The 12,765-nt window shown below is 55.1% G+C and carries 13 protein-coding genes; 8 read left to right on the forward strand and 5 right to left on the reverse strand.

Annotated features, from left to right (window positions below; genetic code table 11):
• Positions 1 to 63: 63 nt before the first annotated feature.
• Positions 64 to 957, forward strand: a complete 894-nt coding sequence (locus tag PGR23_RS16135) for an oxidoreductase (RefSeq protein ID WP_396279751.1) — start codon at positions 64 to 66, stop codon at positions 955 to 957.
• Between the two features lie 104 nt (positions 958 to 1,061).
• Positions 1,062 to 1,541 carry an RrF2 family transcriptional regulator gene (locus PGR23_RS16140; RefSeq protein ID WP_063414922.1) on the forward strand — a complete coding sequence of 160 codons (480 nt, stop codon included), beginning with the start codon at positions 1,062 to 1,064 and terminating at the stop codon, positions 1,539 to 1,541.
• A gap of 64 nt (positions 1,542 to 1,605) precedes the next feature.
• Here the strand turns inward: PGR23_RS16140 and oqxB are convergent, their stop codons facing one another.
• The gene (gene oqxB, locus PGR23_RS16145) at positions 1,606 to 4,758 is read right to left on the reverse strand and encodes a multidrug efflux RND transporter permease subunit OqxB (protein ID WP_045393776.1); all 3,153 of its coding nucleotides are present in this window, start codon (positions 4,756 to 4,758) and stop codon (positions 1,606 to 1,608) included.
• A 23-nt stretch (positions 4,759 to 4,781) separates the two neighbouring features.
• Complete coding sequence (locus tag PGR23_RS16150) at positions 4,782 to 5,957, reverse strand: efflux RND transporter periplasmic adaptor subunit (RefSeq protein WP_045393774.1); 1,176 nt, start codon at positions 5,955 to 5,957, stop codon at positions 4,782 to 4,784.
• Positions 5,958 to 6,289: 332 nt separating this feature from the next.
• Here PGR23_RS16150 and PGR23_RS16155 point away from each other — a divergent pair, with 332 nt between their 5' ends.
• The 4 genes from PGR23_RS16155 (at position 6,290) to PGR23_RS16170 (ending at position 9,098) form a co-directional block, all read left to right on the forward strand.
• On the forward strand, positions 6,290 to 6,649 hold the full coding sequence (locus PGR23_RS16155) for a helix-turn-helix domain-containing protein (protein ID WP_315710051.1): 360 nt from the start codon (positions 6,290 to 6,292) through the stop codon (positions 6,647 to 6,649).
• A 117-nt stretch (positions 6,650 to 6,766) separates the two neighbouring features.
• Entirely contained in the window at positions 6,767 to 7,171 is a 405-nt protein-coding gene (gene tolA, locus PGR23_RS16160) for a cell envelope integrity protein TolA (RefSeq protein WP_316423309.1), read from the forward strand.
• 88 nt (positions 7,172 to 7,259) lie between these two features.
• The gene (locus tag PGR23_RS16165) at positions 7,260 to 7,988 is read left to right on the forward strand and encodes a MerR family transcriptional regulator (RefSeq protein WP_047046819.1); all 729 of its coding nucleotides are present in this window, start codon (positions 7,260 to 7,262) and stop codon (positions 7,986 to 7,988) included.
• 150 nt (positions 7,989 to 8,138) lie between these two features.
• The gene (locus PGR23_RS16170) at positions 8,139 to 9,098 is read left to right on the forward strand and encodes a YbgA family protein (protein ID WP_316423308.1); all 960 of its coding nucleotides are present in this window, start codon (positions 8,139 to 8,141) and stop codon (positions 9,096 to 9,098) included.
• Positions 9,099 to 9,132: 34 nt separating this feature from the next.
• Here the strand turns inward: PGR23_RS16170 and yajD are convergent, their stop codons facing one another.
• The 3 genes from yajD to icd form a co-directional block, all read right to left on the reverse strand.
• Complete coding sequence (gene yajD, locus PGR23_RS16175) at positions 9,133 to 9,480, reverse strand: HNH nuclease YajD (RefSeq protein WP_015367133.1); 348 nt, start codon at positions 9,478 to 9,480, stop codon at positions 9,133 to 9,135.
• Positions 9,481 to 9,614: 134 nt separating this feature from the next.
• Positions 9,615 to 9,914, reverse strand: coding sequence for a hypothetical protein (locus PGR23_RS16180; RefSeq protein ID WP_047041657.1), 300 nt, complete (start codon positions 9,912 to 9,914; stop codon positions 9,615 to 9,617).
• Between the two features lie 195 nt (positions 9,915 to 10,109).
• Positions 10,110 to 11,360 carry an NADP-dependent isocitrate dehydrogenase gene (gene icd / locus PGR23_RS16185; RefSeq protein WP_015705065.1) on the reverse strand — a complete coding sequence of 417 codons (1,251 nt, stop codon included), beginning with the start codon at positions 11,358 to 11,360 and terminating at the stop codon, positions 10,110 to 10,112.
• A gap of 239 nt (positions 11,361 to 11,599) precedes the next feature.
• Between icd and rluE the strand changes: the two genes are divergently transcribed.
• A complete protein-coding gene (rluE, locus tag PGR23_RS16190; protein ID WP_045393759.1) occupies positions 11,600 to 12,250 on the forward strand; it encodes a 23S rRNA pseudouridine(2457) synthase RluE in 651 nt (216 codons plus the stop codon).
• A gap of 21 nt (positions 12,251 to 12,271) precedes the next feature.
• On the forward strand, positions 12,272 to 12,730 hold the full coding sequence (locus tag PGR23_RS16195; protein ID WP_045393756.1) for an NUDIX hydrolase: 459 nt from the start codon (positions 12,272 to 12,274) through the stop codon (positions 12,728 to 12,730).
• Positions 12,731 to 12,765 lie beyond the last annotated feature (35 nt).

A 12,765-nucleotide genomic window follows, 5' to 3' on the forward strand; every position in this document is an offset into this window, starting at 1 on the left:
ATTGATCCTGGCTTTTGCCGAAAATTTGATTCATTAATGAGTACGGTTCAATCAGGAGAATGCATGATGTCTAATCTTGCCTCAGTCGCGTTGCTAGGTCCTGGCGCTATCGGCACGACCATTGCCGCCGTACTGCATGAAGCGGGCCGCAAACCGGTGCTCTGCGGGCGCACCGCGCATCAGCGGTTGATCTTACGCCGGGATGACGGCGAAACGATCATTCCTGGGCCGGTATTGACCGATCCGCATACGCTGGAACGCCCGGTTGAGCTGCTGTTTGTGGCGGTGAAAACCACCCAGGTAGCGGATTGCGCGGGCTGGCTTAACGCGCTGTGCGATGAAAACACGGTGGTCTGCGCGCTACAGAACGGCGTTGAACAGGAAAGCCTGCTTGACCCCTATGTTAACGGCGCAAAGGTGTTGCCCTCGGTTGTCTGGTTTCCGGCCCAACGAGAGGCGGATGCTTCGGTATGGTTACGCGCCAAACCGCGCCTGACGCTACCCGATACGCCGCAAGCGAAGAAAATAGTCGAGGTTCTCGACGGAACCCGTTGCGCGGTTGAGTTAGCGACAGATTTCACATCGGTCGCGTGGCGGAAACTATTGCAAAATGCCGTCGCTGGCCTGATGGTGCTGGCGAATCGCCGCGCCGGGATGTTTTCGCGCCAGGACATCACCGGGCTGGCGCTGGCCTATTTGCACGAATGTCTGGCGGTGGCGCGCGCCGCAGGGGCGAAACTCGCCGATAGCGTGCCGCAGGAAATTGTTGATGGGTTTCATCAGGCGCCGGCGGATTTAAGCACCTCGATACTTGCCGACCGTCAGGCTAATCGTCCGCTGGAATGGGACATCCGCAACGGCGTCATCCAGCGCTATGGCCGAACGCAAGGCGTTGCCACCCCCATCAGCGATGTCGTCGTGCCGCTGCTGGCGGCCGCAAGCGAGGGACCTGGCTAAGATTGCTTCAAAAAAATTACCGTATTTGTTATAGTGTTACTCACTGATTATTTACCTCTGCGGTGCCAAAAAGAACAAGATTCACCGCAACCCAGGATAAGAAAATGTTAGATTACCGCTTCCCGACAGCTTTGCAGATGGTTCTCAGCGTAGCGATGGCGGAGCAATTGGGTGAACGTTCGACGAGTGCGATTCTGGCCTACGGCCTGGAAGCCAACCCGAGCTTTATCCGTAAACTCATGGTTCCGCTCACCCGCGACGGCATCATCGTCTCCACGCTTGGCCGCAACGGCTCTATTCATCTTGGCCGCCCTGCCGACCAAATCACGCTGCGTGATATCTATCTTTCCGTTATTGAAGATAAAAAACTGTGGGCGTCTCGCCCTGAGGTCCCGGCTCGCTGCGTGGTCAGCGCCAACGCCTGCTGGTACTTTAAGTCCGTAGCCGATGAAGCCGAGCAGGCGTCGCTCGCGGTGTTAGCTCGCCACACCGTGGCAAGCGCCCTGGAAGAGGTCAAAAAAGCCGATACCAGCGGCTGCAATCCGCTGCCTGAGCTGACTGCCCGCTATAAAGAAGCGCATTAACTTTTCTTGTTGCGAAAAAAAACCGCCTTAAACGAAAAGGCGGTTTTTTGTTATTAGCAGCGACCTACGCGGGCAAGACGTCCCTTGCCTGTTTGCCACGCGTCACCAGTTTTCGCAGCGTCACGTAAAACACCGGCGTCAGGAACAAACCAAACAGCGTCACGCCGAGCATACCGGAGAACACCGTGATCCCGGTGACGCCGCGCACTTCCGCCCCCGCGCCGTGGCCAAGAATCAGCGGGATCGTCCCGGCAATAAAGGCAATCGAGGTCATGATAATCGGGCGTAAACGCAGGCGACAGGCTTCCAGCGCCGCTTCCATGATCCCTTTCCCCTGAATTTCCAGTTCGCGGGCGAACTCGACAATCAGAATCGCGTTTTTACACGCCAGCCCCATCAGCACCACCAGCCCCACCTGCACAAATACGTTATTGTCGCCACCGGTCAGCCAGACGCCAAACAGCGCGGAGAGCATGGTCATCGGGACGATAAGGATCACCGCCAGCGGTAGCGTCCAGCTTTCATATAGCGCCGCCAGCACCAGGAACGCCAGCAGAACCGCGACCGGGAAGACGATCAGCGCCGTATTGCCCTGCGTAGCCTGCTGGAAGCTGAGATCCGTCCACTCAATATTCATGCCGTTCGGCAGTATCTGCTTAGACATGTCTGCCAGCTGCGTCATCGCCTGCGTGGACGAGAGCACGCGGGGATCGGCATCGCCAATCAAATCCGCCGCCGGATAGCCATTGTAGCGAATCACCGGATCCGGCCCGTAGGTGGTATTAATATTCACCATACTGCCAATCGGCACCATTTCGCCCTGATTATTGCGGGTGCGTAAATTAGCAATATCTTCCACGCTGTCGCGGAACGGCCCATCGGCCTGCGCCATTACGCGCCAGGTACGCCCAAACTGGTTAAAGTCATTCACATACGATGACCCCAGATAGGTTTGCAGCGTACCGAAAAGGTCGGTCAACGACACGCCCTGCGCTTTCGCTTTATCACGATCGACCTGCACATCCAACTGCGGCACGTTCGCCTGGTAGGTAGAGATCGGGAAATGCATTCCCGGCGTCTGCATAATTGAACCCGACATCGCGTTCACCGCGTTTTGCAACGCGCCATAACCCAGACCGGCGCGATCCTGAATATACAACGAATAGCCGGAACCCTGACCCAGTCCTAAAATCGGCGGCGGCAGAATCGAGAAACCAAAGCCCTGCTGAATTTGCGCGATTTTGGCGTTAATCTCGGCGTTAATTTCCGCAGCGGTGTGTTTACGCTGGTCGAACGGTTTCAGACCAAAAAAGACCGTACCGGTATTCGGCGTATTGGTGAACTGCAGCGCATTAAGACCGGGAAAAGCGACCGCATAATCCACGCCTTCGGTATTCATCCCGATTTCGCTCATTTTACGAATCACGGCGTCGGTACGCGCAAGCGAAGAACCTTCCGGCATTTTCACGCCGCCAATTAAATACAGTTTATCCTGCGTCGGAATAAACCCGCCGGGTACGACTTTAAACATCACGCCAGCGGCGCAGAGCAGCAGGACGTAGACCACAAACACCGCGCCGCGTCGGCCGAGCGTTTTGCCCACCAGCCCCTGATAGCCATTTGAGCTACGATGGAAAAAACGGTTAAACGGACGGAAAATCCAGCCGAACAAGCGATCGATAAGCCGGGTCGGGAAGTCTTTCGCCGCGCCGTGCGGTTTTAACAGCAGCGCCGCCAGCGCCGGCGAGAGCGTCAGCGAGTTGATGGCGGAGATCACCGTCGATATCGCAATCGTCACCGCAAACTGCTTGTAAAACTGCCCCGTCACTCCGGAGAGGAATGCCATCGGCACAAATACCGCGCACAACACCAGCGCGATAGCGATAATCGGCCCGGAGACTTCGCGCATCGCCTGGTGCGCCGCCGCTAGCGGAGCCAGCCCCTCTTCGATGTTTCGTTCGACGTTTTCCACCACCACGATGGCATCATCCACGACGATACCGATCGCCAGTACCAGCCCGAACAGACTGAGGGTATTCAGCGAAAAGCCCAGCAGATAAAGAATGCTGAAGGTGCCCACCACCGATACCGGCACCGCGATCAGCGGAATAATCGACGCACGCCACGTCTGCAGGAACAAAATCACCACCAGCACCACCAACACCACCGCTTCCAACAGTGTTTGCACCACCGCACGAATGGAATCGCGCACAAACACGGTCGGATCGTAAGGCGCCGCCCATTTCATATCTTCCGGGAAACGGGTGGAGAGTTCGTTCATTTTCGCGCGTACGGCGTTAGACAAATCGATAGCATTCGCCCCCGGCGACTGGAAAATACCAATCCCCACCGCGTCTTTATTGTTAAGCTGGGAACGTAACGCATAACTACCCGAGCCCATTTCGATACGCGCCACGTCGCGCAGGCGCACCAGCGAACCGTCTTGCGCCGTTTTCAGAATAATATTGCCAAACTCGTCTTCCGTATGCAGACGCCCCTGAGCGTTAATAGAGATCAAAAAATCGCTCTCTTTCGGCAGCGGCTCGGCGCCCAGCTGACCGGCGGAAACCTGCACGTTTTGCTCCTGCATCGCCGTCACCACATCCGATGCGGTTAACCCACGCGCCGCAACCTTATTGGGATCCAGCCAGATGCGCATCGCATATTCGCCCGAGCCGAAAATCTGGATCTGGCCGACGCCGGGCAGACGCGCGAGTTCATCTTTGACTTTCAACGTGGCGTAGTTACGCATATACAGGGAATCGTACTTACCGCCGGGCGAAAACAGATGCACCACCAGCGTCAGCGTTGGTGATTGCTTCTGGGTGGTGATACCTAAACGCCGCACATCTTCCGGAAGACGCGCCTCGGCCTGTGATACCCGGTTTTGCACCTGAACCTGCGCCTGATCGGGATCGGTTCCCGGACGGAAAGTGACGGTAGTTACCAGTACGCCGTCAGAGCCTGCGACGGATTTCATGTACATCATATTTTCGACGCCGTTGATGGCTTCTTCCAATGGCGTCGCCACGGTCTCCGCAATCACTTTCGGGTTGGCGCCGGGATATTCCGCCCGCACCTGCACGCTGGGCGGTACGACGTCAGGATATTCGCTGACCGGCAATAGCGGAATGGCGATCAAGCCGGTAATAAAAATCAAAATCGACAGCACGGCGGCAAAAATCGGTCTGTCGATAAAAAAGCGGGAAAAGTCCATAGATCGGATTCTCAGAAAAGGGATCAGTTAAGTGCGGCGCTGGTGGTCATGGCGACGGTCTTCGCGTTAACCGGCATTCCCGGCATAAACACTTTTTGTAAGCCATCGACGATAACTTTGTCGCCTGGGTTCAGCCCCTGTTTGACGATACGTAAACCGGCAGCCAGCCGCCCTGGCGTAATATCACGACGCTGAGCTTTACCTTCTTTATCAACGATATAGACATATTTACGGTCCTGATCGGTCAGTACCGCTTTGTCGTCGATAAGCGTGGCTTTGAATTCAGCGCTGCCCGGCAAGCGGACGCGGGCAAAGAGCCCTGGCGTGAACAGACGCTGCGAATTGTCCAGCAGCGCGCGCATGCGGATCGTACCGGTGCTCGGCGTTAACTGATTATCCAGAAAATCCACTTTACCCTGATGAGGGTAACCCTCTTCGCCCACAAGGCCGATCTCAACCGGTAATGCCTGGTGACTGCTGGAGGCCCCTTGCCCGCTACGGGCAAGATTTTGGTAGTGAAGATAGGTCGACTCATCCACGTCAAAGTAGACATAAACCGTTTTTTGCGACACCAGCGTGGTGAGCACGCTGGCGGTATCACCAGCGGTGACCAGATTACCGCTGGTGATCAACGCGCGGCTGGCGCGGCCGTCGATGGGCGCGGTCACTTTGGTGAAATCCAGATTAAGCTGCGCGGCATCGACCGCCGCCTGGGCGGCGCGAATATCCGCTTGCGCCTGAACGGCGGCGGAGCGGCGCTGCTCCCACTCTTCACGGGAAACCAGATTGGTATTGATTAATTTATCGGTGCGGTTTGCTTCACTTCGCGCCAGGTTAGCTTGTGTTTTGGCTCTTGCCAGATTCGCCTGCGCCTGTTCCAGAGCGGCACGATAGGTTCGATCGTCAATGGTGAATAACACCTCCCCCTTCTTCACCTCCTGACCGTCGGTGTAATTCACTTTATCAATATAGCCAGAGACGCGTGGTCGTAGCTGCACGCTTTCCACCGCTTCAATCCGACCATTAAAACTATCCCACTGGCTAATAGATTTCACCACCACGTCAGCGGCGCTGACGGCGGGAGCTTGCGGCGCGGCGTTTTGCGCGACGCCTTCATCGCAGCCAGCGAGCAGCGCCGAGAGTAGCACCATACCTACTGCTGTCAGATGACGTTTTCCCCAGGTTTTTTGCAGGCTCATTATTTTTATTCCGGTAATTATCGCCGCCGGACAAGACGCTGCGGGAGACGCCGCGCCACTTCCTTTGTCCGGGCAGGCTTGAGGCCATTTGTGTCGTTCATCGCCACAAAACTGTAACAGTTGCGAATACACTATCGCGGCGATTGTAGGAAGGCGCTTAACTAAGTGCAAGAATAATTGTTGCACTTTATGTGCTATTCTTAGGTCGAAAAAAAGGCCTATTCCCGACACGGCATTAAATGCAACAATAAAACTTGCAATTAATCCCCAAACGGGCCACCTTTAAATGCAATTGTAAAAGGTACTTTTATTTTCTGCATGGGGGCAACAAAATGAACACTGCTGCGGTTATTCACGACCTACTGGATTGGATCGACAACAATCTCGAGAGCCGTCTGGATATTGAGACCGTTGCCAGGCGAGCGGGCTATTCGAAATGGCACCTGCAGCGGATCTTCAAGGAGCACACCGGTTACCCTCTCGCTGAGTATATTCGCATGCATAAGCTGCAAAGGTCGGTCGAACGCTTAGCCAACAGCGACGAGCCCATTTTAAACGTGGCAATCGCACTGGGTTTCGACTCCCAGCAATCCTTTAACCGCAGCTTCAAACGCCAGTATGGTCAGGCGCCCGGCGCCTGGCGACGAAGCGTCTCCGGCTCCCAAACGCTACCACTGCGCTTACCGTCGTGATAATCGTCCCCAGGGAATCGGTGAGCGAACGGTAGAAGCACCTATGTTTAGCAGCTATCAGGGCGTTGGACCTACCGTTATGATTGGCCCATACCAAACAAACAAGGACGCGTTACCATGCTGAACAAATCACCGGTGGTGTTGTTATTGTTCCCTTTACTGCTGGCAGGCTGTCATCATCCTCAGCCCACGTCGCACGCGGCGGCGAGCGCCACCGAAGTCGACGATCTGTTCGCCAGCTCCCCTTCGGCGAAGCCATCGCGTCGGGCTACCTACGCGTATCAGATAATGAGCGCCGTCAAGGCCAAAATGCCTGATTCCGCGGAATATTCCGGGCAAAGCTGTCGGGTTCGTTTGTCGCTGCAGCGTGATGGCGCCGTGAGTTCCATCAGTGCGGAAAAAGGTGATGAACAACTGTGTCATGCGGTGATATCAGCATTTAAGCAAGCTGACATTCCTGCCGCGCCGGATGATGACGCTTATCAGACGTTTAAAAATACCAGTATTGATTTTAAAGCATAAGACCAGCGCTTTATTACCAGCAATACGGCATTCAACCGGCCGTCATCCGTAGTATATTAGAAGCAGTCTCGGTTATCAGGTAATTGCAATGTCTTACTCCATCGGCGAATTTTCCCGTCTTTGCGGCATCAACGCAACCACGCTGCGGGCCTGGCAACGCCGGTACGGCCTGCTTAAACCCGAGCGCACCGATGGAGGCCACCGCCTCTATAACGATAACGATGTCCAGCTGGCGCTGAAAATTCTCGACTGGGTAAAAAAAGGGGTTCCCGTAAGCCAGGTCAAACCGCTGTTGACCCGCCCTGACGGCGGCCCAGGCAATAACTGGCTTGTCCTGCAGGACAACATGCTGCAGCGGCTGAAAGAGGGAAAAATCGAATCCCTACGCCAGCTGATCTACGATGCTGGTCGGGAAAATCCCCGCCCTGAGCTGGTTACCAACGTATTGCGCCCGTTACGCAGTAAAGTATCGGCTAATGTGCCGGCGATGCAGACCCTGCGTGAGATCCTCGACGGCATTATCATCTCCTACACCTCTTTTTGTCTTGAAGGCGATAAACGCGCGCCGGGCGATAACTATCTGATTACCGGCTGGCACCTGAGCGATCCATGTGAAATCTGGCTGGAAGCGCTCATACGTACCGGACAAGCTCATCGCATTGATGTGCTGCCGATGCCGTCCACCGCGCTGGCCCCGGAAATATTTCCTCAACGCCACTGGTTGCTGGTGACCACGGGCCAGCTCACCGCCGCACGCCAGAGACAGATAGACCTCTGGCGCCAGCACGTTGTCTCTCTGGACGTTATCTCCCTGTAAAAAATAGCTTTGCTCCCCTGCGCCATGTTCTCCGCTAAAAAATCGCGCCAAAAACTTGGACAAAAATTCGTGATTGTGTAAGTTTAATATATCGGGCTAACCGTTTTTGCGGGACGACCCAAACAGTGAGAACAAAGCGAGGAGAACGCCATGAATAAGCAACCTGTGATTGGCATCAGCGGCTGTTTAACCGGCTCGTCCGTGCGCTTTGATGGCGGACATAAACGATTGCCATTTGCGATGGATGAACTGGCGCCGTGGGTAACCTTCAAACCCATTTGTCCGGAAATGGCCATCGGTCTGAGTTCCCCTCGTCCGGCCCTGCGCCTGGTGCAGACCGGTGCAGGTGATATTCAGATGCGTTTTAGCAGCGAACCGCGCGAAGATGTCACGCGCAAAATGGCGGACTTTACCGCCGGTTACCTGCCTGGGCTCGGCGAATTAGCAGGTTTTATCGTCTGCGCCAAATCACCGAGCTGCGGCATGGAACGCGTGCGCCTGTATGATGAAAAAGGCAACCGCGGGCGCAAAGAAGGAACCGGCCTGTTTACCCGCGCGTTGATGGAAGCCTATCCGTGGTTGCCGGTAGAAGAGGATGGACGACTGCACGACCCGCAGCTAAGAGAGAATTTTGTCGAGCGTCTTTTCGCCCTGCATGAACTGAATACGCTGCGGGCCAATGGCCTGACCCGTCGGGGGTTACTGGATTTTCATAGCCGCTATAAACTGCAGCTGCTGGCGCATCATCAGGCCGGCTATCGCGAAATCGGCCCTTTCGTCGCCTCAATGCATCAATGGCAAGACCTGGATGCCTTTTTCGTCGCCTACCGCGATAAGCTGATGGCGATCCTGAAAAACACCGCCTCCAGGAAAAACCACACCAACGTGCTGATGCACATTCAGGGCTATTTCCGCGAAAGGTTGAATAGCCGTCAGCGCGGCGAGCTGCGTGACGTAATACTGGATTATCGCGCGGGGCTGCTCCCTATTCTGGCGCCCCTGACGCTGCTTAAGCACTACCTGGCCGAGTATCCCGACCGCTATCTGCAGGCGCAAAACTATTTTGATCCCTACCCGCAGGATTTAGCCCTGCGCCTGGGCGTCAATTAGCAGCCAGACTGTGCTCTATTACGACGAAGCGTGACTACTTCTTCTTATTCATCATGGCTTTTAAATCAGCAAAAGGATTGTAGGTGGCTTCACCGACATCCTTTTGCGCATCTTCACCGGCCACTACTCTGGTGCCATACTGATCGGCCTCGGTATACTTGGAGTGCTCGTGATCGTGACAATAGAGGCACAATAGCTCCCAGTTGCTGCCATCTTCCGGGTTATTGGTATGATCGTGATCGATGTGATGTACCGTCAGTTCACGCAGGTTGGAGTAGACAAACTCGCGCGAGCAGCGTCCGCAGACCCATGGATAAATTTTAAGCGCCTTCTCGCGATAGCCACTTTCCAGGCGGGCATAGTTTTTGGGGATCAAAGCCATGGCTGATGTTACCTGTGATAAAGAGATAATTTACGATAATAGCGCCAATATAGCGTAAAACGGGGCAGGAAAGGAAATCGATGCGCAGACGTGAGCGGTAGCTAAATCCCGGCGTAGCGCCGGGAAGACGATTATTAATGGCTGGTCACTGCCGCCGCCGCTACCGGATGATCCGCTGAAGCAACAACCGTGGTACGCGCAACTGGGTGGCGACCGTTATCGCTGGTTGCCGCCGCCACCGCCACCGGATGGTCTGCCGAAGCGACAGCCGCGGTGCGCGCCACCGGATGGTTGCCGTTATCGCTGGTTGCCGCCGCTACCGCCACCGGATGATCGGCCGAGGCTACGGCTGCGGTCCTTGCGACCGGATGATAACCCGCAAACGCAGAAATACTTGCTGATGCTAATACCAGGGTCAAAATAATCTTTTTCATCATATCACCTCTAATAATAATAACCTGAATCCTCAGGCAAAACATGGCAATAAATAGAGCCAATTGATGAATTACCGTAGCAAGCGGCAGCGAACATGAATAGCTCACTGTTATTTAATTATGGATAACCCGGTACACAGCAAATAAAAACGGGAGCCCTGAGGCTCCCGTTTCGCATTAATCCAGAAAACTGGATTACATGTTTTTAATGATAGCGTCGCCAAACTCACTACATTTCAGCAGCTTAGCGCCTTCCATCAGACGTTCGAAGTCATAGGTCACGGTCTTAGCGGCGATGGCGCCTTCCATGCCTTTAACGATCAGGTCTGCGGCTTCAAACCACTGCATGTGGCGCAGCATCATTTCTGCGGACAGGATGATGGAACCTGGGTTCACTTTGTCCTGGCCGGCATACTTCGGCGCAGTACCGTGGGTGGCTTCGAACAGCGCGCACTCGTCGCCGATGTTGGCGCCCGGCGCGATACCGATACCGCCAACCTGCGCCGCCAGGGCGTCAGAAATGTAGTCGCCGTTCAGGTTCATACAGGCGATAACATCGTATTCAGCCGGACGCAGCAGGATTTGCTGCAGGAACGCATCGGCGATCACGTCTTTAACTACGATCTCTTTGCCGGTGTTCGGGTTCTTGATTTTCACCCACGGGCCGCCGTCGATCAGCTCACCGCCGAACTCTTCGCGAGCCAGCTGGTAACCCCAGTCTTTGAACGCGCCTTCGGTGAACTTCATGATGTTGCCTTTGTGCACCAGGGTCACGGAATCACGATCGTTGGTGATCGCGTATTCGATAGCGGCGCGTACCAGGCGTTTGGTACCTTCTTCAGAGCACGGCTTGATGCCGATACCGCAATGTTCCGGGAAGCGAATTTTCTTCACGCCCATCTCATCGCGCAGGAATTTGATAACTTTGTCAGCTTCGGCAGAATCTGCTTTCCACTCGATACCCGCATAAATATCTTCGGAGTTTTCGCGGAAGATAACCATATCGGTCAGTTCCGGGTGTTTAACCGGGCTCGGGGTACCCTGATAGTAACGTACCGGACGCAGGCAAACGTAGAGATCCAGCTCCTGACGCAGCGCCACGTTCAGAGAACGGATGCCGCCGCCAACTGGCGTCGTCAGAGGACCTTTAATAGCAACGCGGTAATCACGAATCAGATCGAGGGTTTCAGCAGGCAGCCAGACATCCTGGCCGTAAACGTGGGTAGATTTTTCACCGGTGTAAACTTCCATCCAGGAAATTTTACGCTCGCCTTTATAGGCTTTCTCAACGGCGGCATCAACCACTTTCAGCATCGCTGGGGTAACGTCGACACCGATACCGTCGCCTTCAATGAACGGGATAATCGGGTTATGAGGGACGTTCAGTTTGCCGTTTTGCAGGGTGATTTTCTGACCTTCCGCCGGAACTACTACTTTGCTTTCCATTAACCTCTCCTTCGAGCGCTTCTGGTTCTGCTCTTCCCTCTTCACGCGAGCCTGGTGTTGGCTTAGTCGGCCTACTCCTGAGTACCGGGTCGCCCCGCTAACCGGAGATTCGCGTCCGTGTTGCCTTCCTGCCTGTATTGCGAATCGGTTTGAGCAATTTTTTGTTAATAATTTGTAATGAGCATGTCAATACTACCTGAATGTTTGCGTCCATGAAAGGCATTCGTAATTAGGCTATAATGCGGCAATTGAGAGAGCCTGAAAATACCATGCAGAAAACTTCATTTAGAAAACATCGCGTTGAGCGATTCAGCACACAACAAGTGACCAGACAACGTAAAGAACGCCAGCTTAAAACTGTGATCTTGTTCAATAAACCCTACGATGTGTTGCCGCAATTTACCGACGAGTCCGGGCGCAGCACGCTGAAGGATTTTATTCCTGTCGCCGGTGTTTACGCCGCCGGTCGTCTTGACCGCGACAGCGAAGGTCTGCTGGTGCTGACCAACGACGGCGCGCTACAGGCAAAACTGACCCAGCCCGGTAAGCGCACCGGCAAAATTTACTACGTTCAGGTGGAAGGCGAACCTACAGAAGAAGCGATCCGCGCGCTGCGCGACGGAGTGACGCTAAACGATGGACCCACCCTACCCGCCGGCGTGGAGCTGGTGGATGAACCCGCCTGGCTTTGGCCGCGCAATCCGCCGATTCGCGAGCGTAAATCGATTCCCACTCGCTGGCTAAAAATCACCCTCTATGAGGGACGCAACCGTCAGGTTCGCCGGATGACCGCCCACGTCGGTTTTCCGACGCTAAGGCTGATTCGCTACGCCATGGGCGGCTATACGCTTGATGGTTTAGCCAACGGCGAGTGGCGTCAAACCGAATAACAGCATTCATAAGGAAGCTCGATGTTTAAACCGCACGTCACCGTCGCCTGCGTGGTTCACGCCAAAGGCAAATTCCTGATTGTTGAAGAGACGATTAACGGTAAAGCGCTATGGAACCAGCCAGCCGGTCATCTCGAAGCCAATGAGACCCTGGCGCAGGCCGCCGAGCGCGAACTGTGGGAGGAGACCGGTATTCGCGCCGCGCCGCAGCACTTCATCCGCATGCACCAGTGGCAGGCCCCGGATAACACGCCGTTCCTGCGCTTCCTGTTTGCCATTGAGCTTAACGATACGTGCGCTACTGAACCGCACGACAGCGACATCGATCGCTGTCTGTGGCTCGGTGCTGAGGAAATTCTTAACGCGAAAAACCTGCGTTCGCCGCTGGTGGCGGAAAGCATTCGCAGCTATCAGCAGGATCCGCGGCATCCGCTGTCGCTGATTGCGGAATTTAACTGGCCGTTCACAGGGGGTGCCTGAACGGTTAGCGCGTGCTAGAATACGCCGCCTTGAAG

Origin of the sequence: Klebsiella sp. 141162 (genome assembly GCF_050600755.1) — a bacterium.
GTDB classification, from domain to species: Bacteria; Pseudomonadota; Gammaproteobacteria; order Enterobacterales; family Enterobacteriaceae; genus Klebsiella; species Klebsiella aerogenes.